The 20,724-nt window shown below is 66.5% G+C and carries 21 protein-coding genes; all 21 read left to right on the top strand.

The genetic code is table 11. The annotated features are described in order from the left end of the window. Window positions 1-6 precede the first annotated feature (6 nt). The 21 genes from WG902_RS15775 (at window position 7) to hisF (ending at window position 20,573) form a co-directional block, all read left to right on the top strand. The gene (locus WG902_RS15775; protein ID WP_340061087.1) at window positions 7-708 is read left to right on the top strand and encodes a transposase; all 702 of its coding nucleotides are present in this window, start codon (window positions 7-9) and stop codon (window positions 706-708) included. Window positions 709-820: 112 nt separating this feature from the next. Beyond that, window positions 821-5,551, top strand: coding sequence for a glutamate synthase-related protein (locus WG902_RS15770; protein ID WP_340061086.1), 4,731 nt, complete (start codon window positions 821-823; stop codon window positions 5,549-5,551). 15 nt (window positions 5,552-5,566) lie between these two features. Beyond that, the gene (locus WG902_RS15765) at window positions 5,567-7,033 is read left to right on the top strand and encodes a glutamate synthase subunit beta (RefSeq protein ID WP_340061085.1); all 1,467 of its coding nucleotides are present in this window, start codon (window positions 5,567-5,569) and stop codon (window positions 7,031-7,033) included. Window positions 7,034-7,141: 108 nt separating this feature from the next. Then, a complete protein-coding gene (locus tag WG902_RS15760; RefSeq protein WP_340061084.1) occupies window positions 7,142-7,960 on the top strand; it encodes an ABC transporter ATP-binding protein in 819 nt (272 codons plus the stop codon). Beyond that, on the top strand, window positions 7,957-8,739 hold the full coding sequence (gene mlaE, locus WG902_RS15755) for a lipid asymmetry maintenance ABC transporter permease subunit MlaE (protein WP_340061083.1): 783 nt from the start codon (window positions 7,957-7,959) through the stop codon (window positions 8,737-8,739). Before WG902_RS15760 ends, mlaE begins: the two co-directional genes overlap by 4 nt. A gap of 8 nt (window positions 8,740-8,747) precedes the next feature. After that, window positions 8,748-9,236, top strand: coding sequence for an outer membrane lipid asymmetry maintenance protein MlaD (gene mlaD, locus WG902_RS15750; RefSeq protein WP_340061082.1), 489 nt, complete (start codon window positions 8,748-8,750; stop codon window positions 9,234-9,236). 35 nt (window positions 9,237-9,271) lie between these two features. Next, window positions 9,272-10,030, top strand: a complete 759-nt coding sequence (locus WG902_RS15745) for an MlaA family lipoprotein (RefSeq protein WP_340061081.1) — start codon at window positions 9,272-9,274, stop codon at window positions 10,028-10,030. A gap of 110 nt (window positions 10,031-10,140) precedes the next feature. Beyond that, a complete protein-coding gene (locus WG902_RS15740; protein WP_445263695.1) occupies window positions 10,141-10,788 on the top strand; it encodes an MlaC/ttg2D family ABC transporter substrate-binding protein in 648 nt (215 codons plus the stop codon). Between the two features lie 7 nt (window positions 10,789-10,795). Then, window positions 10,796-11,068, top strand: coding sequence for an STAS domain-containing protein (locus WG902_RS15735; RefSeq protein ID WP_340061080.1), 273 nt, complete (start codon window positions 10,796-10,798; stop codon window positions 11,066-11,068). 60 nt (window positions 11,069-11,128) lie between these two features. Next, window positions 11,129-12,049 (top strand): ABC transporter ATP-binding protein, encoded by a 921-nt coding sequence (locus tag WG902_RS15730; protein ID WP_340061079.1) that lies wholly within the window; start codon window positions 11,129-11,131, stop codon window positions 12,047-12,049. Further along, window positions 12,046-12,213, top strand: a complete 168-nt coding sequence (locus WG902_RS15725; RefSeq protein WP_340061078.1) for a hypothetical protein — start codon at window positions 12,046-12,048, stop codon at window positions 12,211-12,213. Before WG902_RS15730 ends, WG902_RS15725 begins: the two co-directional genes overlap by 4 nt. Next, entirely contained in the window at window positions 12,210-12,965 is a 756-nt protein-coding gene (locus WG902_RS15720; RefSeq protein ID WP_340061077.1) for an ABC transporter permease, read from the top strand. The genes WG902_RS15725 and WG902_RS15720 overlap by 4 nt, the downstream gene beginning before the upstream one ends. Window positions 12,966-12,983: 18 nt before the next feature. Further along, window positions 12,984-13,226: a BolA family protein gene (locus tag WG902_RS15715; RefSeq protein ID WP_340061076.1), complete on the top strand. Its 243-nt coding sequence runs from the start codon at window positions 12,984-12,986 to the stop codon at window positions 13,224-13,226. A gap of 7 nt (window positions 13,227-13,233) precedes the next feature. After that, window positions 13,234-14,496, top strand: a complete 1,263-nt coding sequence (gene murA, locus WG902_RS15710) for a UDP-N-acetylglucosamine 1-carboxyvinyltransferase (protein ID WP_340061075.1) — start codon at window positions 13,234-13,236, stop codon at window positions 14,494-14,496. Beyond that, window positions 14,496-15,164 carry an ATP phosphoribosyltransferase gene (hisG, locus tag WG902_RS15705; protein WP_340061074.1) on the top strand — a complete coding sequence of 223 codons (669 nt, stop codon included), beginning with the start codon at window positions 14,496-14,498 and terminating at the stop codon, window positions 15,162-15,164. The genes murA and hisG overlap by 1 nt, the downstream gene beginning before the upstream one ends. Next, the gene (gene hisD / locus WG902_RS15700; protein ID WP_340061073.1) at window positions 15,161-16,477 is read left to right on the top strand and encodes a histidinol dehydrogenase; all 1,317 of its coding nucleotides are present in this window, start codon (window positions 15,161-15,163) and stop codon (window positions 16,475-16,477) included. Before hisG ends, hisD begins: the two co-directional genes overlap by 4 nt. 146 nt (window positions 16,478-16,623) lie before the next feature. Next, window positions 16,624-17,700, top strand: a complete 1,077-nt coding sequence (hisC, locus tag WG902_RS15695; RefSeq protein ID WP_340061072.1) for a histidinol-phosphate transaminase — start codon at window positions 16,624-16,626, stop codon at window positions 17,698-17,700. Next, the gene (hisB, locus tag WG902_RS15690; protein WP_340061071.1) at window positions 17,697-18,290 is read left to right on the top strand and encodes an imidazoleglycerol-phosphate dehydratase HisB; all 594 of its coding nucleotides are present in this window, start codon (window positions 17,697-17,699) and stop codon (window positions 18,288-18,290) included. Before hisC ends, hisB begins: the two co-directional genes overlap by 4 nt. A 55-nt stretch (window positions 18,291-18,345) precedes the next feature. Next, window positions 18,346-18,999, top strand: coding sequence for an imidazole glycerol phosphate synthase subunit HisH (gene hisH, locus WG902_RS15685; RefSeq protein ID WP_340061070.1), 654 nt, complete (start codon window positions 18,346-18,348; stop codon window positions 18,997-18,999). Window positions 19,000-19,045: 46 nt separating this feature from the next. Beyond that, window positions 19,046-19,786, top strand: a complete 741-nt coding sequence (gene hisA / locus WG902_RS15680; RefSeq protein ID WP_340061069.1) for a 1-(5-phosphoribosyl)-5-[(5-phosphoribosylamino)methylideneamino]imidazole-4-carboxamide isomerase — start codon at window positions 19,046-19,048, stop codon at window positions 19,784-19,786. Between the two features lie 7 nt (window positions 19,787-19,793). Then, entirely contained in the window at window positions 19,794-20,573 is a 780-nt protein-coding gene (gene hisF, locus WG902_RS15675) for an imidazole glycerol phosphate synthase subunit HisF (protein ID WP_340061068.1), read from the top strand. Window positions 20,574-20,724 lie beyond the last annotated feature (151 nt).

Genomic DNA, 20,724 nt, shown 5'->3' with positions numbered 1-20,724 from the left:
CCGCCGATGGCTCGCCTTCCGCGATTGACGGTCCCCGGGTACCCGCACCACATCATCCAGCGCGGCAACAACCGCCAGGCGATCTTCACCGACGCGGCGGACTACGAGTTGCTGCTGTCGCTGGTCGACGAGCATGCCCACAAGCAGCACGTGGCCGTGCATGGCTACGTGTTGATGAGCAATCACTTCCACTTGCTGGCAACGCCGGATACGGTGGAAGGGATTCCTCAGATGATGCAAGCGGTCGGCCGTCGCTACGTGCGCCACTACAACCTGCGGCATGTCCGCACCGGCACGCTCTGGGAGGGCCGGTACAAGTCGACGCTGATCCAGGCCGAGCGCCACCTGCTCGCGTGCATGGTGTACATGGACCTCAATCCGGTACGGGCAGCGATGGTGGCGGATCCGGCGGACTATGCCTGGTCGAGCCATCGGCACTTCATCGGCCGCCGGACGGACAAGCTCATCACGCCGCATCCCCTGTATTGGGAGTTGGGCAACACGCCTTTTGCCCGGGATGAGGCTTATGCGGACATGGTTCGGTCGGGCATCAGCGAGGAGCAGCGCAAGGCGCTTGGCGAATCGGTCAATCGCGGCTGGGCCTTGGGGGACGCGGACTATGTCGCGGACCTCCAGCGGCGCACGCAGAGGCGGGTGGCTCGCGCCCAGGCAGGCCGCCCCTTCAAGGATCAACCTGTCCCCGATTAATTCAGACGCAGGATCAGCCAGCGATAATTGGAATCTGACCCCAATTATTGTGCTTGGCGAAGGTGGTGCAGTGCAGTAATCTCGGGTTTCCCCTGAATTCCCGGAGTGCGCCATGACCACGGCTGCAGAAATCGCCTATCTACAAGAACATGGCCTTTACACGGGTGCGAACGAGCACGACGCATGCGGCGTCGGCTTCGTGGCCCACATCAAGGGCGAGAAAAGCCACAACATCATCGAGCAGGCGCTGCTGATCCTGAAGAACCTGGATCACCGGGGCGCCGTGGGCGCGGACAAGCTGATGGGCGATGGCGCCGGCATCCTGATCCAGTTGCCGGACGCGCTGTACCGCGACGAAATGGCCAAGCAGGGCGTGGAGCTGCCGCCGCCCGGCGAGTACGGCGTCGGCATGATCTTCCTGCCGAAGGAACATGCCTCCCGCCTCGCCTGCGAGCAGGAATTCGAGCGCGCGATCCGCGCGGAAGGCCAGGTGCTGCTGGGTTGGCGCGACGTTCCGGTGGACACCGACATGCCGATGTCGCCCGCCGTGCGCAAGAAAGAGCCGATCATCAAGCAGGTGTTTATCGGCCGTGGCACCGACGTGATCGTGCAGGACGCGCTGGAGCGCAAGCTCTATGTGATCCGCAAGACGGCCAGCGCCGCGATCCAGCGCCTGAAGCTCAAGCACAGCAAGGAATACTACGTTCCCAGCGTCTCCAGCCGCACCATCATCTACAAGGGCCTGCTGCTGGCCGACCAGGTGGGCGTGTACTACAAGGACCTGCAGAACCCCCGCTGCATGTCCGCGCTGGGCCTGGTGCACCAGCGCTTTTCGACCAACACGTTCCCCGAGTGGCCGCTGGCGCACCCGTACCGTTACGTCGCCCACAACGGCGAGATCAACACGGTCAAGGGCAACTACAACTGGATGAAGGCGCGCGAAGGCGTCATGTCCTCGCCGGTGCTGGGCAACGACCTGAAGAAGCTGTATCCCATCAGCTTCCCCGACCAGTCCGACACCGCCACCTTCGACAACTGCCTCGAACTGCTGACGATGGCGGGCTACCCGCTGGCGCAGGCCGTGATGATGATGATCCCGGAGCCCTGGGAACAGCACACGCTGATGGACGAGCGCCGCAAGGCCTTCTACGAGTACCACGCGTCGATGCTCGAGCCCTGGGACGGTCCGGCCTCCATCGTGTTCACCGACGGCCGCCAGATCGGCGCCACGCTGGACCGCAACGGCCTGCGGCCCTCGCGCTACTGCGTCACCGACGACGACCTCGTGATCATGGCCTCCGAGTCCGGCGTGCTGCCGGTGCCGGAGAACAAGATCGTGCGCAAGTGGCGCCTGCAGCCCGGCCGCATGTTCCTGATCGACCTGGAGCAGGGCCGCATGATCGACGACGAGGAACTGAAGTCCTCGCTCGCCAACGCCAAGCCGTACAAGCAGTGGATCGAAAACCTGCGCATCAAGCTCGACGACCTGTCGGAGACTTCGGGTGACGCGCCGGCGGCCAGCGTCGAACTGCTGGATCGCCAGCAGGCCTTCGGCTACACCCAGGAAGACCTCAAGTTCCTGATGGCGCCCATGGCGACAGCCGGGGAAGAGGGCATCGGATCGATGGGCAACGACAGCCCGCTGGCCGTGCTGTCGGACAAGAACAAGCCGCTGTACAACTACTTCAAGCAGCTGTTCGCGCAGGTGACGAACCCGCCGATCGACCCGATCCGCGAAGCGATCGTGATGTCGCTGGTGTCCTTCATCGGACCCAAGCCGAACCTGCTGGACATCAACCAGGTCAACCCGCCGATGCGGCTGGAGGTGAGCCAGCCGATCCTCGACTTCGCCGACATGCAGAAGCTGCGCGAGATCGAGAAGCACACGCATGGCAAGTTCCGCAGCCACACGCTGGACATCACCTATCCGCTGGCCTGGGGCCACGAAGGCGTCGAGGCCAAGCTGGCGTCGCTGAACGCGGAGGCGGTGGACGCGCTGCGCAGCGGCCACAACATCCTGATCATCAGCGACCGCAGCGTGTCGCCCACGCAAGTCGCCATCCCGGCGCTGTTGGCGCTGTCGTCGATCCACCAGCACCTGGTGCGGGAAGGCTTGCGCACCACCGCGGGCCTGGTGGTGGAAACCGGATCGGCGCGCGAGGTGCATCACTACGGCGTGCTCGCCGGCTACGGCGCCGAGGCCGTGCATCCCTACCTGGCGATGGAGACGCTGGTCTCGATCCACAAGGACCTGCCTGGCGACCTGTCCGCCGAGAAGGCGATCTACAACTACATCAAGGCCATCGGCAAGGGCTTGTCGAAGATCATGTCCAAGATGGGCGTGTCGACGTACATGTCCTATTGCGGCGCCCAGTTGTTCGAGGCGATCGGCCTGAACACCGACACCATCGAGAAGTACTTCACCGGCACCGCCAGCCGCGTGGAAGGCATTGGCGTGTTCGAGATCGCCGAGGAAGCGATCCGCCTGCACAAGGCGGCGTTCGGCGACGACCCGGTGCTGGCCGAGATGCTCGACGCGGGGGGCGAATACGCCTGGCGCAACCGCGGCGAAGAGCACATGTGGACGCCCGATGCCATCGCCAAGCTGCAGCACAGCGCGCGCGCCAACAACTGGAACACGTACAAGGAATACGCGCAGATCATCAACGACCAGGGCCGCCGCCACATGACGCTGCGCGGCCTGTTCGAGTTCCGCGTGGATCCTGCCAAGGCGATCCCGGTCGACGAGGTCGAGTCCGCCAAGGAGATCGTCAAGCGCTTCGCCACGGGGGCGATGTCGCTCGGCTCGATCTCCACCGAGGCGCACGCCACGCTGGCCATCGCCATGAACCGCATCGGCGGCAAGAGCAACACCGGCGAAGGCGGCGAGGACCCGGCGCGTTACCGCCAGGAGCTCAAGGGCATCCCGATCAAGGCCGGCCAGACCATGGCCAGCGTGATCGGCCGGGAGGCGGTGGAAGTCGACATCCCGCTGCAGGACGGCGACTCGCTGCGTTCGCGCATCAAGCAGGTGGCGTCGGGCCGCTTCGGCGTGACCGCGGAGTACCTGTCGTCCGCCGACCAGATCCAGATCAAGATGGCGCAGGGCGCCAAGCCCGGCGAAGGCGGCCAGCTGCCCGGCGGCAAGGTTTCCAAGTACATCGGCAAGTTGCGCTACTCGGTGCCCGGCGTCGGCCTGATCTCGCCGCCGCCGCACCACGACATCTACTCGATCGAAGACCTGGCGCAGCTCATTCATGACCTGAAGAACGTGGCCACCCACGCTTCCATCAGCGTCAAGCTGGTGTCCGAAGTCGGGGTCGGCACCATCGCCGCGGGCGTGGCCAAGTGCAAGGCGGACCACGTGGTGATCGCCGGCCATGACGGCGGCACCGGCGCTTCGCCCTGGTCTTCCATCAAGCACGCCGGCTCCCCTTGGGAGATCGGCCTGGCCGAAACCCAGCAGACCCTGGTGTTGAACCGCCTGCGCGGCCGCATCCGCGTGCAGGCCGACGGCCAGATGAAGACCGGCCGCGACGTGGTGATCGGCGCGCTGCTGGGCGCCGACGAATTCGGCTTCGCCACCGCGCCGCTGGTGGCGGAGGGCTGCATCATGATGCGCAAGTGCCACCTGAACACCTGCCCGGTGGGCGTGGCCACGCAGGACCCGGTGTTGCGCAAGAAGTTCGCCGGCAAGCCCGAGCACGTCGTCAACTTCTTCTTCTTCATCGCCGAGGAAGTGCGCCAGATCATGGCGCAGCTGGGCGTGCGCAAGTTCGACGACCTGATCGGCCGCGCCGACCTCCTCGACACCCGCAAGGGCATCGCGCACTGGAAGGCGCGCGGCCTCGACTTCAGCCGCCTGTTCGCGCAGCCCAAGGTGCCGGCGGACGTGCCGCGCTTCCACTGCGAGGAGCAGGACCACCGCCTCGACCGCAGCCTCGACAAGGTGCTGATCGAAAAGTCGCGGGCGGCCATCGAGCGCGGCGAGAAGGTCCAGTTCATGGAAGTGGCGCGCAACGTCAACCGTTCGGTCGGCGCGATGCTGTCCGGCGCGCTGACCAAGGTGCATCCCGAAGGGCTGCCCGACGACACGCTGCGCATCCAGCTCGAAGGCACGGGCGGCCAGTCGTTCGGCGCGTTCCTGGCCAAGGGCATCACGCTGTACCTGATCGGCGACGCCAACGACTACACCGGCAAGGGCTTGTCGGGTGGCCGCGTGGTGGTGCGCCCCAGCATCGACTTCCGCGGCGAGGCCACCAAGAACATCATCATCGGCAACACCGCCCTGTATGGCGCGACGTCGGGCGAAGCGTTCTTCAGCGGCGTGGCCGGTGAGCGCTTCGCGGTGCGCCTCTCGGGCGCGACCGCGGTCGTCGAAGGCACCGGCGACCACGGCTGCGAGTACATGACCGGCGGCACGGTCGCCGTGCTCGGCAAGACGGGCCGCAACTTCGCCGCCGGCATGTCCGGAGGCGTGGCCTACGTGTATGACGAGGACGGCAAGTTCGCCAGCCGCTGCAACACATCGATGGTCTCGCTCGAGCGGGTGACCAGCGCCGCCGACCAGCAGGCCGCCGGCGCACGCACGCTGCTGCACCGTGACCAGGCGGACGATGCGCTGTTGAAGAAGCTGCTGGAAGACCACAACCGGTGGACGGGCAGCCGGCGCGCCCGCGAGCTGCTGGACGACTGGGCCACCGCGCGGACGAAGTTCGTCAAGGTGTTCCCCAACGAATACAAGCGCGCCCTGGCCGAGATGTACGAGCGCGAGGTGGAACTCGCCAGCGTCGGCAACAACCAGGAAGTCGCGATGCCGGTCGAGCCGGTCCCGGCGAAATAAGAGGGAGAAGAACCAGTGGGAAAAGTGACCGGCTTCCTGGAATACGAACGCGTGGAAGAGGGCTACAAGCCCGTCCCCGAGCGCCTGAAGCACTACAAGGAATTCGTCATCGGCCTGGACGACGCACAGTCCAAGGTGCAGGCGGCGCGCTGCATGGACTGCGGCACGCCGTTCTGCAACAGCGGCTGCCCCGTCAACAACATCATTCCCGACTTCAACGACCTGGTGTACCAGGGGGACTGGAAGAACGCGTGGACGGTGCTGGACTCCACCAACAACTTCCCGGAGTTCACCGGCCGCATCTGCCCGGCACCCTGCGAGGAAGCCTGCACGCTCAACTACAACGACGAGCCGGTGGGGATCAAATCGCTGGAGCACGCGATCATCGACCGCGCCTGGGAGAACGGCTGGGTGCAGCCGCGCGTGCCGCGCATCAAGACCGGCAGGAAGGTGGCGGTGGTGGGCTCCGGCCCCGCCGGCATGGCGGCGGCGCAGCAGCTCGCGCGCGCCGGACACGACGTGACGCTGTTCGAGAAGAACGACCGCGTCGGCGGCCTGCTGCGCTACGGCATCCCCGACTTCAAGATGGAGAAGCGCCACATCGACCGCCGTGTCGAGCAGATGAAGGCCGAGGGCGTGACCGTGCGCACCGGCGTCATGGTGGGGCAGCTGCCGAAGGGCTCGAAGGTGACCAACTGGGCGAAGGAGACGATCGCCCCCGAGCAGCTGCAGAAGGACTTCGACGCGGTGCTGCTGGCCGGCGGCGCCGAGCAGTCGCGTGACCTGCCGGTGCCCGGCCGCGACCTCGACGGCGTGCACTTCGCCATGGAATTCCTGCCGCAGCAGAACAAGGTGAACGCCGGCGACCCGGTCAAGGGCCAGATCATGGCCACCGGCAAGCATGTCATCGTCATCGGTGGCGGCGACACCGGCAGCGACTGCGTGGGCACGAGCAACCGGCATGGCGCCGCCAGCGTGGTGCAGTTCGAGCTGATGCCGCAGCCGCCGGAGGAAGAGAACAAGCCGCTGACCTGGCCTTACTGGCCGTACAAGCTGCGCACCAGTTCCTCGCACGAAGAAGGCGTGAAGCGCGAGTTCGCGATCGCCACCAAGGAATTCATCGGCGACAAGGGCCGGGTCACCGGCCTGAAGACCGTGCACGTGGAGATGAAGGACGGCAAGTTCGTCGAGATCGCCGGCACCGAGAAGGACTACAAGGCCGACCTCGTGCTGCTGGCGATGGGCTTCGTCAGTCCGGTGCAAAGCGTCCTCGAAGGCTTCAAGGTGGACAAGGACGCCCGCGGCAACGCACGTGCGACGACCGACTTCCACGGCGGCTATGTGACGAACGTCCCGAAAGTGTTCGCTGCCGGTGACATGCGTCGCGGTCAATCGCTGGTGGTGTGGGCGATCCGGGAAGGCCGACAGGCGGCGCGCGCCGTGGACGAATTCCTCATGGGCTTTTCGGACCTGCCGCGATAAAGCCACAGCGCCCCGGCAGTGCAGCGCCGCCGCCGCTAGGCCCGGCGGCAAACCGCCTATCATCCGTGGCTTTCGACTCGCGGCCGCCCGCCGGCCCCACTCCCCTGGATGATTCCACCTGACCCCGACACGCTGGTCGACTGCCGCCACCTGAGCTTCGGGTATGGCGCGCGGGCGATCCTGCAGGACGTGAGCTTCACCGTGCCGCGCGGCAAGGTGACCGCGCTCATGGGGGCCTCCGGCGGCGGCAAGACCACGGTGCTGCGCCTCATCGGCGGACAGGTGCGGCCGCAGCGCGGCGAGCTGCTGTTCGATGGCGAGGACATCGCGACAATGGAGCGCAATGCGCTGTACCGCATGCGGCGGCGCATGGGCATGCTGTTCCAGTTCGGCGCGCTGTTCACGGACCTCAGCGTGTTCGACAACGTGGCCTTCCCGTTGCGCGAACATTCCGGCCTGCCGGAAAGCCTGGTGCGCGACATCGTGCTGATGAAGCTCAACGCGGTGGGCTTGCGCGGTGCGCGCGACCTCATGCCGTCCGAAGTTTCCGGCGGGATGGCCCGGCGCATCGCGCTGGCCCGCGCGATCGCGCTCGACCCCGACCTGGTGATGTACGACGAGCCCTTCGCGGGCCTCGACCCGATCTCGCTCGGCACGGCGGCCCACCTGATCCGGCAGTTGAACGACACCCTGGGCATCACCAGCATCGTCGTCTCGCACGACCTGGAGGAAACTTTCCGCATCGCCGACCAGGTGATCGTGCTCGCCAACGGCAAGGTTGCCGCGCAGGGCACGCCGCAGGAGGTGCGATCGTCCGTCGATCCCCTGGTGCACCAGTTCGTGCACGCCTTGCCGGAAGGACCCGTGCACTTCCACTACCCCGGCCCGACCGTCTCCGAAGACTTCAGCGGGGGGCTCGGCAAATGAGCTGGTGGAGCCCCTCCGACATCGGCTTCGGCGTGCGGCGCAAGCTCGTCGACGTCGGCCATTCGACCCGGCTGCTGGTGCGGCTGTTGCTGCTGCTGGGCCCGACGCTGGCACGCGGGCGCCTGCTGCGCGACCAGGTGCACTTCCTGGGCAACTATTCGCTGGCCATCATCGGCATCTCGGGCCTGTTCGTGGGCTTCGTGCTGGCACTGCAGGGCTACTACATCCTGCAGCGCTACGGCTCGGCCGAAGCGCTGGGGTTGATGGTCGCGCTCAGCCTGGTGCGCGAGCTCGGCCCGGTGGTGACCGCGCTGCTGTTCGCCGGCCGTGCCGGCACCTCGCTGACCGCGGAGATCGGCCTCATGAAGGCCGGCGAGCAACTGTCCGCCATGGAGATGATGGCCGTCGACCCGGTGCAGCGGATCCTCGCGCCGCGCTTCTGGGGCGGCGTGTTCGTGATGCCCTTGCTGGCGTCGGTCTTCAGCGCGGTCGGCATCCTGGGCGGCTGGGTGGTCGGGGTCCTGCTGATCGGCGTGGACCCGGGCTCGTTCTGGAGCCAGATGCAGGGCGGCGTGGACGTGTGGAAGGACGTCGGCAACGGGGTGATCAAGAGCCTGGTGTTCGGCATCGCAGTCACCTTCATCGCGGTGCTGCAGGGCTTCGAAGCCCATGCGACGCCGGAGGGGGTGTCGCGGGCGACCACGCGCACCGTCGTCATGGCATCGCTGGCCGTGCTGGCGCTCGATTTCGTGCTGACTGCGATGATGTTCAGCATCTAGGAGTGGAAATGGACCGCAACAAGAACGACGTATGGGTGGGGCTCTTCGTGCTGATCGGCGGCGCGGCCCTGGTGTTCCTGGCCCTGCAGGCCGCCAACCTGCTGACGCTGAGCTTCCAGCCGACTTACGGGCTCAGCGCCAGGTTCGACAATATCGGCGGGCTGAAGCCGCGTGCCGCGGTGAAAAGCGCCGGCGTGGTGGTCGGCCGCGTGGATGCCATCACGTTCGACGACAAGTCCTTCCAGGCGAACGTGCACATGTCCATGGAAAGCCAATACCGGTTTCCCAAGGACAGCTCGCTGAAGATCCTCACCAGCGGCCTGCTGGGTGAGCAGTACATCGGCATCGAAGCCGGCGCCGGGGACAAACTCCTGGCCGCTGGCGATACCATTACGAGCACGCAGTCGGCCGTGGTATTGGAAAATCTGATCGGCCAGTTTCTCTACAACAAGGCGGCGGACGCTCCCGCGGCCGCTGCAGCGCCGATCAAGAAATGAAATTTGCCAGACCCGGAGCGCCCCGCGCATTCGCCATGGCCGCTCTGGCGCTCGCTCTGGGCGGCTGTGCCACCGTGCCCAACCCGACTCGCAGCGACCCGTGGGAAGGGTTCAACCGGCCGGTGCACGAATTCAACGAGGGCGTGGACCGCATCTTCCTGCGCCCGGTGGCCACGTTCTACCGCGAGAAGGTTCCGCCCCTCGTGCGCACCGGCGTGTCCAACTTCTTCGGCAACCTGAACGACGTGTGGTCGGGGGCGAACAGCCTGCTGCAGTTCCGCCTGCAGGACGCCGCGGACAGCATCGCACGCGTGAACATCAACACGGTGGTCGGCTTCGGCGGCATCGTCGACGTCGCCAGCAACTTCAACATCGAGCGGCACCGCGAGGATTTCGGCCAGACCCTCGGCCGCTGGGGCGTGCCCACCGGCCCCTATCTCGTGATCCCGTTGCTCGGGCCCGCGACGCTGAGGGACGCGGCCGCGCTGCCCGTCGACCTCACGTTGCACCCGGTCAGCTACCTGGATTCGTTCGCGCTGGGCCAGGCGCTGTTCGTGCTGGGCATCGTGGACCGGCGCTCCAACCTGCTGCGCGTGGGCATGGTGCTGGACGAGGCGGCACTGGACAAATACTCGTTCATCCGCGATGCGCACCTGCAGCGCCGCCGCGCCCAGGTTTTCGACCGCGAAGCCGACGACGACCGGCAGACACCCCCTGCATTGCCGGATGAGTCGCTGGATCCCGCGACCGTCCAGCCTGCGGCCGCGCAGCCCGCAGCGCCGGTGGCCCGCTGATGGGCTTGCAGGCTGTTGCGTTCGTGCATCGAAATGCTGAACCTGGCCGGGCTGCCGGCATCCAAGCTGGATCCCGGGCGTCCGCGCCCCCATGAAGGAATGAAACCAAGATGAATCGCCGCTCCATTTTCCGCACCGCAAGCATGCTGCTGGCCAGCATCGCCCTGGCCGGCCCCTGGTCCTTCGCGCAGGCTGCGGACGAGGCCCCCGACGTGATGATCAAGCGCCTCTCCGACGAGGTGCTCACGATCATCCGGACCGACAAGGGCGTGCAGTCCGGTGACATCAACCGGATCATGCAGGTCGTCGACTCGAAGATCATGCCCAACGTCAACTTCCAGCGCATGACCGCCTCCGCCGTCGGCCCCAAGTGGCGGGAAGCGACGCCCGAGCAGCAGAAACGCCTGCAGGACGAATTCAAGGTCCTGCTGGTCCGCACCTATGCCGGTGCCTTGTCGCAGATTTCCGACGAGGCCGTGAACATGAAACCCCTGCGGGGCTCGCCCACCGATACCGAGGTGGTGGTGCGCAGCGAAATCCGCGGCCGCGGAGATCCGATCCAGCTCGAATACAGGCTGGAAAAGACGCCCGGCCAAGGCTCCGGCTGGAAGATCTTCAACCTGAACGTGCTGGGTGTGTGGCTGGTGGAAACCTACCGCAGCCAGTTCACGCAGGAGATCAATGCCAAGGGAGTGGACGGCCTGATCACCTCGCTGTCGGAACGCAACCGCTCCAACTCCGGCGGCAAGAAAGGCTGAAGCTTTCATGCTGGTCCTGCCCGCCGAACTGATGCACGCCCAGGCCACGGCGTGCTGCCGGATGCTGGCGCAGGCATTGCGTTCGGATCTCGGGCCGCAGGCCGTGGTCGATGCGTCGGCCTTGCGCCGTTTCGATTCGTCCGCGCTGGCGGTGCTGCTGGAATCCCGGCGCGAGGCGTTGGCCGTCGGCAAGACCTTTGCGGTCAGCGGCCTGCATCCGCGCCTGCGCGCGCTCGCCACGCTGTACGGCGTGGGCGAGCTGCTGCCGGCCACCGACTAAGGCCACTGACCGCCAGGAAGCGGACCGCCACGGGCCGGCCGCTAAAATGGCCGGTTGCCCATGGCCGCCATCTCCTTCCAGTCCGTCTCGAAGACCTATCCCACCCCCCGCGGCCCGTTCCAGGCGCTGGATGGCATCACGTTCGACATCCAGCCGGGTGAGTTCTTCGGGCTGCTCGGTCCGAACGGGGCCGGCAAGACGACCCTCATCAGCATCCTGGCAGGCCTCGTGCGCGCCACTTCCGGCCACGTGCTGGTGCACGGCCACGACGTGCAGGCCGACTACGCCCACGCACGCCGGCAGCTCGGCGTCGTGCCGCAGGAGCTGGTGTTCGATCCTTTCTTCACCGTGCGCGAGGCGCTGCGCATCCAGTCCGGATACTTCGGCGTGAAGAACAACGACGCCTGGGTCGACGAGCTGCTCTCCAGCCTCGGCCTGGCGGACAAGGCGCAGTCCAACATGCGCCAGCTTTCCGGCGGCATGAAGCGGCGCATGCTGGTGGCGCAGGCGCTGGTGCATCGGCCGCCCGTGATCGTGCTGGACGAGCCGACGGCGGGGGTCGACGTGGAGCTGCGGCAGACGCTGTGGCAATTCATCGCCAAGCTGAACAAGCAGGGCCACACCGTCCTGCTCACCACCCACTATCTCGAGGAGGCGGAGGCGCTGTGCAGCCGCATTGCGATGCTGCAGTCCGGCCGGGTGGTGGCGCTGGAGCGCACCAGCGACTTGCTCAAAGCGGCCTCCAGCAACGTGCTGCGCTTCAAGGTCGATGGGCCGTTGCCCGCTGAATTCGAAGGCAAGGCGCGCGTCACTGGCCGCATCGTGCAATTGCCCGCGCACGACGCCCACGAGATCGAACAGCACCTGGCCGTGATCCGGCAGGCCGGCCTGCGCGTGGAAGACGTCGAGATCCGCAAGGCGGACCTGGAGGACGTGTTCCTCGACGTGATGTCAGCTGGCCGCAAAAAGGTTGCCGCATGAGGTTTTACGACCAACATCCGGACGCAGAAAGCGCAGAAGTTACGCAGAAGGCGCAGAAGAATTTCCAGAAGAAGAGCAAGAAAATTCAGGAGGTTTTTTTTGCGTCTTCTGCGCAACTTCTGCGTCTTCTGCGTCCGGCTGCCCGTATTGGATTTCAAGCATGACCGGCTGGCAAACGCTCCTGTACAAGGAAACGCTGCGCTTCTGGAAGGTCGGCTTCCAGACCGTAGCCGCTCCGGTGCTCACCGCGCTGCTGTACCTGCTGATCTTCGGCCACGTGCTGCAGGACCATGTGAAGGTCTATGACCGCATCGAGTACACCGCCTTCCTGGTGCCGGGCCTGGTGATGATGAGCGTGCTGCAGAACGCCTTCGCCAACAGCTCGTCGTCGCTGATCCAGAGCAAGATCATGGGCAACCTGGTGTTCGTGCTGCTGACGCCGCTGTCGCACTGGAGCTGGTTCGTTGCCTACGTCGGTTCTTCGATAGCGCGTGGCCTGTGCGTGGGCACCGGCGTGTTCCTCGTGACCGTGTGGTTCACCCAGGTCACGTTCGCGGCGCCCTTGTGGATCCTGGTGTTCGCGGTGCTGGGCGCCGGCATGCTGGGCGCCCTGGGGCTCATCGCCGGCTTGTGGGCGGAGAAGTTCGACCAGATGGCCGCCTTCCAGAACTTCGTCATCATGCCGATGACCTTCCTGTCCGGCGTGTTCTATTCGATCCACTCGCTGCCGCCGTTCTGGCAGCAGGTGAGCCACCTCAACCCGTTTTTCTACATGATCGACGGCTTCCGCTACGGCTTTTTCGGCGTCAGCGACGTTTCGCCGTGGCTGAGCCTCGCGATCGTCGGCACGGCCATGCTGGCCGTGAGCGCCGTTGCCGTGCACCTGCTGCGCATCGGCTACAAGATCCGCAGCTGACGAACAGGAAAACGCGTTATGACTGCCGAAGAACTGCAATCCATCATCGCCGCCGGCATCGCCTGCGACCACATCGAAGTCGACGGTGACGGCCGCCACTGGTCCACCGTGGTCGTGTCAGCCGAATTCGCCGGACTGCGCACGCTCCAGAGGCACCAGCGCGTCTATGCCACGCTCGGTGCGAGAATGCACACCGACGAGGTGCACGCCTTGTCGATCAAGACATTCACGCCCACCGAGTGGGCCGGCCACCCACACTGAACCACACATGGACAAGCTCCTGATTCGCGGCGGCAATCGCCTCAACGGCGAGGTGCGCATTTCCGGCGCCAAGAATGCGGCGTTGCCGGAGCTTTGCGCCGCGCTGCTCAGCGCCGAGCCCATCACCCTGCTCAACATCCCGCGCCTGCAGGATGTGGCAACGATGCTCAAGCTCATCCGCAACATGGGTTGCACGGCCGAGTTCAGCCCGGACGGCACGGTCGTCATCGACTCCGGCCAACTGCATTTCCCCGAAGCGCCGTACGAGATGGTCAAGACCATGCGCGCGGCGGTGCTGGCGCTCGGCCCGTTGCTGGCGCGCTTCGGCGAAGCCACGGTGTCGCTGCCGGGTGGCTGCGCCATCGGGGCGCGCCCGGTCGACCAGCACATCAAGGGCCTGCAGAAGATGGGCGCCGAGATCGTCATCGAGCACGGCTACATGATCGCCAAGCTGCCCAAGGGCTGGACGCGCCTGAAGGGCGCCAGCATCACGACCGACATGGTGACGGTGACGGGCACCGAGAACTTCATGATGGCCGCGGCGCTGGCCGAGGGCGAAACCGTCCTGGAGAACGCGGCGATGGAGCCCGAGATCATCGACCTGGGCGAGATGCTCGTTGCGATGGGCGCGAAGGTGGCCGGCCACGGCACCGGCCGCATCCGCATCGAGGGCGTGGAGAAGTTGCACGCCGCCACGCACAAGGTGGTGGCGGACCGCATCGAGGCCGGCACCTTCCTGTGCGCGGTGGCTGCCACCGGGGGGGACGTGCTGCTCAAGGATGCGCGCGCCGAGCACCTGGGCGTGGTGATCGACCTGCTGCGCGCAGCCGGCGCGCGCGTGGAGCCCGTCAACGGCGGCATCCGCATCAGCGCGGACGGCCGGCTGGAAGCACAGAGCTTCAAGACCACCGAATACCCCGGCTTCCCGACCGACATGCAGGCGCAGTTCATGGCGCTGAATTGCATTTCGGAAGGCGACGCGAAGATCACCGAGACGATCTTCGAGAACCGCTTCATGCACGTCAGCGAGCTGATGCGCATGGGCGCGCGCATCGACGTCGACGGCAAGGTCGCCATCACGCACGGGGTGGAGCGCCTGTCGGGCGCCACCGTCATGGCGACCGACCTGCGCGCGTCCGCCAGCCTGGTGATCGCCGGCCTGGTGGCCGACGGCGAGACCGTGGTCGATCGGATTTACCATCTCGACCGTGGCTACGAGCAGATGGAAGCCAAGTTGCGCGCCATCGGCGCGGATATCGAAAGAGTCTGATGACCTCTGGGGGAAGGCCCACCCTCACCCTGGCGCTCTCCAAGGGGCGCATCTTCGACGAGACCCTGCCGCTCCTGAAAGCCGCCGGGATCGAGGTGCTGGAGGACCCGGAAAAGTCCCGCAAGCTGATCATCGGCACCACCAACCCTGACTTGCGGGTGGTGCTGGTCCGCGCCAGCGACGTGCCGACGTACGTGCAGTACGGCGGCGCCGACCTGGGGGTGACCGGCATGGACACCTTGATCGAACATGGAGGCCAGGGGCTTTACCAGCCGCTCGACCTGCAGATCGCCAAGTGCCGGGTGAGCGTGGCGGTGCGTGCGGACTTCGACTATGCGCGTGCGATGCGCCAGGGCTCGCGCCTGCGGGTGGCCACCAAGTACGTCGGCATCGCGCGCGAATTCTTCGCCGCCAAGGGTGTGCACGTGGACCTGATCAAGCTGTACGGGTCGATGGAGCTTGCGCCGTTGACCGGCCTGGCCGACGCCATCGTCGACCTGGTCTCCACCGGCAACACCCTCAAGGCGAACAACCTGATGGAGGTCGAGCGCATCATGGACATCAGCGCGCGCCTGGTGGTCAACCAGGCCGCGCTGAAGCTGAAGCAGGATCCCATCCGGAACCTGATCGACATCTTCGCCCGCACGGTTGCAGCCAACGCGAAATGACTTTCTCCGCCCGTCCCCTGCGCCTTCGCACGACCGACGCCGGCTTCGACGCCGCGCTGGCGGCCCGGCTGCATTGGTCGGCGGACACCGACGCGGGCATCGAGCAGGTGGTGGCCGACATCCTGGCCGACGTGAAGCGGCGCGGCGATGCCGCTGTGCTGGAATACACCAACCGCTTCGACATGAAGGCCGGCTCGCTGCTGGAACTGCAGTTGCGGCGCAGCGAGCTGAAGAGCGCCTTCGACGGCTTGCCCGACCGGCAGCGGGATGCGCTGGTCGCCGCGGCCGACCGGGTGCGCAGCTACCACGAGGCCCAGAAGAAGGCGAGCGGCGAAAGCTGGAGCTACCGCGACGCGGACGGGTCGCTGCTGGGACAGAAGGTGACGCCGCTGGACCGCGTCGGCATCTACGTGCCGGGGGGCAAGGCGGCCTATCCTTCCTCGGTGCTGATGAATGCGATCCCGGCCCAGGTGGCCGGCGTCGGCGAGATCGTGATGGTGGTGCCGACGCCGCGCGGCGAGCGCAATGCGTTGGTGCTGGCCGCGGCGCACGTGGCGGGCGTCACCCGGTGCTTCACCCTCGGCGGCGCGCAAGCCATCGGTGCCCTCGCGTACGGGACGGAGTCGGTCCCGCGGGTGGACAAGATCACGGGCCCGGGCAATGCCTACGTCGCTGCCGCGAAGCGACGCGTGTTCGGCCAGGTGGGCATCGACATGATCGCCGGTCCCAGCGAGATCCTGGTGCTGGCCGACGGCACCACGCCCGCCGACTGGGTGGCGATGGACCTGTTCTCGCAGGCCGAGCACGATGAACTGGCGCAGAGCATCCTGCTGTGCCCCGATGCCGGGTACATCGAGCAGGTGCAGGCGGCCATCGACCGGCTGCTGCCCGAACTGCCGCGCGCGGAGATCATCTCGAAGTCCTTGAACGGCCGCGGCGCGCTGATCCAGACGCGCAGCATGGAAGAAGCGTGCGACATCAGCAACCGCATTGCGCCGGAGCACCTGGAAATCGCCAGCGGGGACCCGCATCGCTGGGAGCCCTTGCTGCGGCATGCGGGCGCGATCTTCCTGGGTGCGTTCACCAGCGAGTCGCTGGGCGACTATTGCGCGGGCCCGAACCACGTGCTGCCCACGAGCAGCACGTCGCGTTTTTCCAGCCCGCTGGGGGTGTACGACTTCCAGAAGCGCAGCAGCATCATCGAAGTGAGCGAAGCCGGCGCCCAGACCCTCGGCGCGATCGCCGCCGAACTGGCCCATGGCGAAGGCCTGCAAGCGCATGCACGGGCGGCGGAGATGCGGTTCAAGCGCTGAGAGAACGCCCAACAACCGGACGCAGAAGTCGCAGAAGTACCGCAGAAGACGCAAAAAAGAAGAAACCCGATAATGGGAATTCCTTCTGCGACTTCTGCGTAACTTCTGCGACTTCTGCGTCCGGTTGTCCGTTCCCCCATTCCCCAATGAGCGCCACCCTCGAAAACCTCATCGCCACCCGCATCCGCCAGGACGTGCAGGGGATGCACGCCTACGCGATCCAGGAGTCGGCGGGCATGGTCAAGCTCGACGCGATGGAGAACCCGCACCGGCTGCCGCCGGCGCTGCAGAAGGAGCTCGGCGAACGCCTCGCCGCTGTGGCCCTCAACCGCTACCCCGGCCAGCGCATCAACGACCTGAAGGCCGCCCTGGCGCGCCACGCCAGGCTGCCGGAGGGTTTCGGCCTGATGCTGGGCAACGGCTCGGACGAACTCATCGCCCTGCTGGCACTGGTCTGTGACGTGCCCGGCGCGTCCCTGCTGGCGCCGCTGCCCGGCTTCGTCATGTACGAGATGAGCGCCCAGCTCCAGGGGCTGAAGTTCGTCGGCGTCGACCTCACCCCCGACTTCGAACTGGACGAACGCGCCATGCTGGACGCCATCGCGGTGCACCAGCCGGCCATCGTCTACCTTGCGTACCCGAACAACCCGACGGCCAACCTCTGGAACGACGCCACCATCGAGAAGATCGTGGAGGCCGCGCCCGGGCTGGTGGTGATCGACGAGGCCTACCAACCCTTCGCCAGCCGCAGCTACCTGGACCGCGTGACGCGCCACCAGCATGTGCTTCTGATGCGCACCATGAGCAAATTCGGCCTGGCCGGCGTGCGCATCGGCTACATGATGGGACCCGCGGCGCTGGTCGCCCAGGTCGACAAGGTGCGGCCGCCGTACAACATCAGCGTCCTGAACGCCGAGGCCGCCTTGTTCGCGCTGGAGCACGAGGACGTCTTCGCCGCGCAAGCGGTCGAATTGAAGCGCGAGCGCGCCCGGCTGCAGTCCGCCCTGAAGGAAATGGGCCTGAAAAGCTGGCCCAGCGACGCCAACATGATCCTGGTGCGCGTGCCGGATTCCGCCGGCAGCTTCGAGGGCATGAAAGCGCGCAAGGTCCTGGTCAAGAACGTTTCTAGAATGCACCCATTGCTGGCCAACTGCCTGCGCCTGACCGTCGGCACGGCCGACGAAAACACGCAGATGCTCGCCGCCCTGCAGTCCACCCTATGACCACTCGCCAAGCTGAAGTCACCAGAAACACGGCGGAAACGCAGATCACCGTCCGCGTGAACCTGGACGGAACCGGCCAGGCGAAGCTGGAAACCGGCATCGGCTTCTTCGACCACATGCTGGACCAGATCGCCCGCCACGGGCTGATCGACCTGGACATCCACGCCAAGGGCGACCTGCACATCGACGGCCACCACACGGTGGAAGATGTCGGCATCACGCTCGGCCAGGCCGTCTACAAGGCGGTGGGCGACAAGAAGGGCATCCGCCGCTACGGCCATGCGTACGTCCCGCTGGACGAGGCGCTGTCCCGCGTCGTGATCGACTTCTCCGGCCGTCCCGGCCTGGACATGCACGTGCCTTTCAAGAGCGGGATGATCGGCCAGTTCGACACCCAGCTGGCCTTCGAATTCTTCCAGGGCTTCTGCAACCACGCCTTCGTCACGCTGCACATCGACAACCTGCGCGGCGAGAACGCCCACCACCAGTGCGAGACGGTGTTCAAGGCCTTCGCCCGCGCCCTGCGCGCGGCGCTGGAGCTGGATCCGCGCGCCGCCGGCATGATTCCTTCGACGAAGGGGTCTCTTTGACCCGCCCCGCCCGGCCGCCCGAAGGGGCGGGCACACCGCAGCGCGTAGCGCGGAGGTGTTTTCCTTGAGGACTGTGGCGGTGGTCGACTACGGGATGGGCAACCTGCGCTCGGTGTCGCAGGCGGTCCAACACGTGGCGCGCGGCAGCGGCGTCGAGGCGATCGTCACCTCGCGCCCCGAAGAAGTGCGCGCCGCGGAACGCGTGGTGCTGCCGGGGCAGGGCGCCATGCCCGACTGCATGCGGGAACTGCGGGAGTCCGGCCTGCTGGAGCCGGTCCTGGAGGCCGCCGCTTCCAAGCCGCTGTTCGGCGTCTGCGTGGGCATGCAGATGCTGCTGGATCGCAGCGAAGAAGGCCCGACCGACGGCCTCGGACTGATCCACGGTGAGGTCGTTCGTTTTCAACTGGAAGGCCAAGTCCAGCCCGATGGCAGCCGTTTCAAGGTGCCCCAAATGGGCTGGAACCGGGTGCGGCAGGCCCATCCGCACCCCCTGTGGGCCGGCGTGCCGGAGGACAGCTTCTTCTATTTCGTCCACAGTTTTTACGCCAGGCCGTCGGACTTGCGCCACAGCGTCGGGGAATCCGATTACGGCGCACGCTTTACCTGTGCCGTAGCCCGCGATAATATTTTTGCGACCCAGTTCCATCCCGAGAAAAGCGCCGACCAGGGGCTCACCCTCTACCGCAACTTCCTGCACTGGACTCCCTGAACGTCCCGGCGCGCCCGCGCCCCAGCCGCTTTTTTCCAACCCGCCCATGCTGCTGATTCCCGCGATCGACCTGAAAGACGGCCACTGCGTACGCCTGAAGCAGGGCGACATGGCCCAGTCCACCACGTTCAGCGAGGACCCGGCGGCGATGGCCCGCACGTGGCTGGAACGCGGCGCGCGCCGCCTGCACCTGGTGGACTTGAACGGCGCCTTCGCCGGCAAGCCGCAGAACTTCTCGGCGATCCGCTCGATCCTGAAGGCGGTGGGGGACGACATCCCGGTGCAGCTCGGGGGCGGCATCCGCGACCTGGACACCATCGAGAAGTACATCGACGGCGGGCTGCGCTACGTGATCATCGGCACCGCCGCGGTCAAGAACCCGGGCTTCCTGAAGGATGCGTGCACGGCCTTCGGCGGCCACATCATCGTGGGGCTCGACGCCAAGGACGGCAAGGTCGCCACGGATGGCTGGAGCAAGCTGACCGGCCACGAGGTGGTGGACCTGGCGCGCAAGTTCGAGGACTGGGGCGTCGAGTCGATCGTCTACACCGACATCGGCCGCGACGGCATGCTGACCGGCATCAACATCGAAGCCACGGTCAAGCTGGCGCAGTCCCTCAGCATCCCGGTCATCGCCTCCGGGGGCCTGGGCTCCATCGCCGACATCGAGAAGCTGTGCGCGGTGGAGGACGAGGGCATCGAGGGCGTGATCTGTGGCCGCGCGATCTATTCGGGCGACCTCGACTTCGCCAAGGCGCAGGCGCGCGCCGACGAACTGGCCCCCTGAGGCTTCCTTGCTCGCCAAGCGCATCATCCCTTGCCTGGACGTCACGGGCGGCCGGGTCGTCAAGGGCGTCAACTTCGTGGAACTGCGCGACGCCGGGGACCCGGTGGAGATCGCCGCCCGCTACAACGAGCAGGGCGCCGACGAACTGACGTTCCTCGACATCACGGCCACCAGCGACGAGCGCGGCCTGATCCTGCACATCATCGAGGCGGTCGCCTCGCAGGTGTTCATCCCGCTGACCGTCGGCGGCGGCGTGCGAACCGTGGAAGACGTGCGCCGGCTGCTGAACGCAGGCGCGGACAAGACCAGCTTCAATTCCGCCGCCATCGCCAACCCGGACGTGATCACCGCCGCGTCCGCCAGGTACGGGGCGCAGTGCATCGTCGTCGCGATCGATGCCAAGAAGCGCAGCGCCGAGGACGCCGCCACGCGCGGGCCGGGCTGGGACGTCTACAGCCATGGCGGGCGGCGCAACACGGGACTGGACGCGGTGGCGTGGGCGGCCGACATGGCGCGCCGCGGCGCCGGCGAGATCCTGCTGACCAGCATGGACCGCGACGGCACCAAGTCCGGCTTCGACCTGGAGCTCACCCGCGCGGTCAGCGACGCCGTCCCGGTGCCCGTGATCGCCTCCGGCGGCGTCGGCACCCTGGATCACCTGGCCGACGGCATCCAGCAAGGCGGCGCGGATGCGGTGCTGGCGGCGAGCATCTTCCACTACGGCGAGTACACCGTCGGCCAGGCCAAGCGGCGCATGGCGGAGCGCGGGATCCCGGTTCGCCTCTAAACCCAACAACCGGACGCAGAAGGCGCAGAAGTTGCGCAGAAGACGCAAAAGGACATCCAAGACCTTTCTTGGATTTTTCTGCGTCTTCTGCGTAGTTTCTGCGTCTTCTGCGTCCGGTAGTCCGCTCCCGAATTCCATCGGTCGATGAACG

Origin of the sequence: Ramlibacter sp. PS3R-8 (genome assembly GCF_037572435.1) — a bacterium.
Classification (GTDB): Bacteria; Pseudomonadota; Gammaproteobacteria; order Burkholderiales; family Burkholderiaceae_C; genus Ramlibacter.
Note: the sequence above shows the minus strand (reverse complement) of the source record. Positions and strands in the feature narration are given on the sequence as shown.

Excerpts from the sequence above, each read along its gene's own strand:
- WG902_RS15775 (WP_340061087.1), top strand. The coding sequence starts at position 7 with ATGGCTCGCCTTCCGCGATTGACGGTCCCCGGGTACCCGCACCACATC.
- WG902_RS15770 (WP_340061086.1), top strand. The coding sequence starts at position 821 with ATGACCACGGCTGCAGAAATCGCCTATCTACAAGAACATGGCCTTTAC.
- WG902_RS15760 (WP_340061084.1), top strand. The coding sequence starts at position 7,142 with ATGATTCCACCTGACCCCGACACGCTGGTCGACTGCCGCCACCTGAGC.
- mlaE (WP_340061083.1), top strand. The coding sequence starts at position 7,957 with ATGAGCTGGTGGAGCCCCTCCGACATCGGCTTCGGCGTGCGGCGCAAG.
- mlaD (WP_340061082.1), top strand. The coding sequence starts at position 8,748 with ATGGACCGCAACAAGAACGACGTATGGGTGGGGCTCTTCGTGCTGATC.
- WG902_RS15745 (WP_340061081.1), top strand. The coding sequence starts at position 9,272 with ATGGCCGCTCTGGCGCTCGCTCTGGGCGGCTGTGCCACCGTGCCCAAC.
- WG902_RS15740 (WP_445263695.1), top strand. The coding sequence starts at position 10,141 with ATGAATCGCCGCTCCATTTTCCGCACCGCAAGCATGCTGCTGGCCAGC.
- WG902_RS15735 (WP_340061080.1), top strand. The coding sequence starts at position 10,796 with ATGCTGGTCCTGCCCGCCGAACTGATGCACGCCCAGGCCACGGCGTGC.
- WG902_RS15730 (WP_340061079.1), top strand. The coding sequence starts at position 11,129 with ATGGCCGCCATCTCCTTCCAGTCCGTCTCGAAGACCTATCCCACCCCC.
- WG902_RS15725 (WP_340061078.1), top strand. The coding sequence starts at position 12,046 with ATGAGGTTTTACGACCAACATCCGGACGCAGAAAGCGCAGAAGTTACG.
- WG902_RS15720 (WP_340061077.1), top strand. The coding sequence starts at position 12,210 with ATGACCGGCTGGCAAACGCTCCTGTACAAGGAAACGCTGCGCTTCTGG.
- WG902_RS15715 (WP_340061076.1), top strand. The coding sequence starts at position 12,984 with ATGACTGCCGAAGAACTGCAATCCATCATCGCCGCCGGCATCGCCTGC.
- murA (WP_340061075.1), top strand. The coding sequence starts at position 13,234 with ATGGACAAGCTCCTGATTCGCGGCGGCAATCGCCTCAACGGCGAGGTG.
- hisG (WP_340061074.1), top strand. The coding sequence starts at position 14,496 with ATGACCTCTGGGGGAAGGCCCACCCTCACCCTGGCGCTCTCCAAGGGG.
- hisD (WP_340061073.1), top strand. The coding sequence starts at position 15,161 with ATGACTTTCTCCGCCCGTCCCCTGCGCCTTCGCACGACCGACGCCGGC.
- hisC (WP_340061072.1), top strand. The coding sequence starts at position 16,624 with ATGAGCGCCACCCTCGAAAACCTCATCGCCACCCGCATCCGCCAGGAC.
- hisB (WP_340061071.1), top strand. The coding sequence starts at position 17,697 with ATGACCACTCGCCAAGCTGAAGTCACCAGAAACACGGCGGAAACGCAG.
- hisA (WP_340061069.1), top strand. The coding sequence starts at position 19,046 with ATGCTGCTGATTCCCGCGATCGACCTGAAAGACGGCCACTGCGTACGC.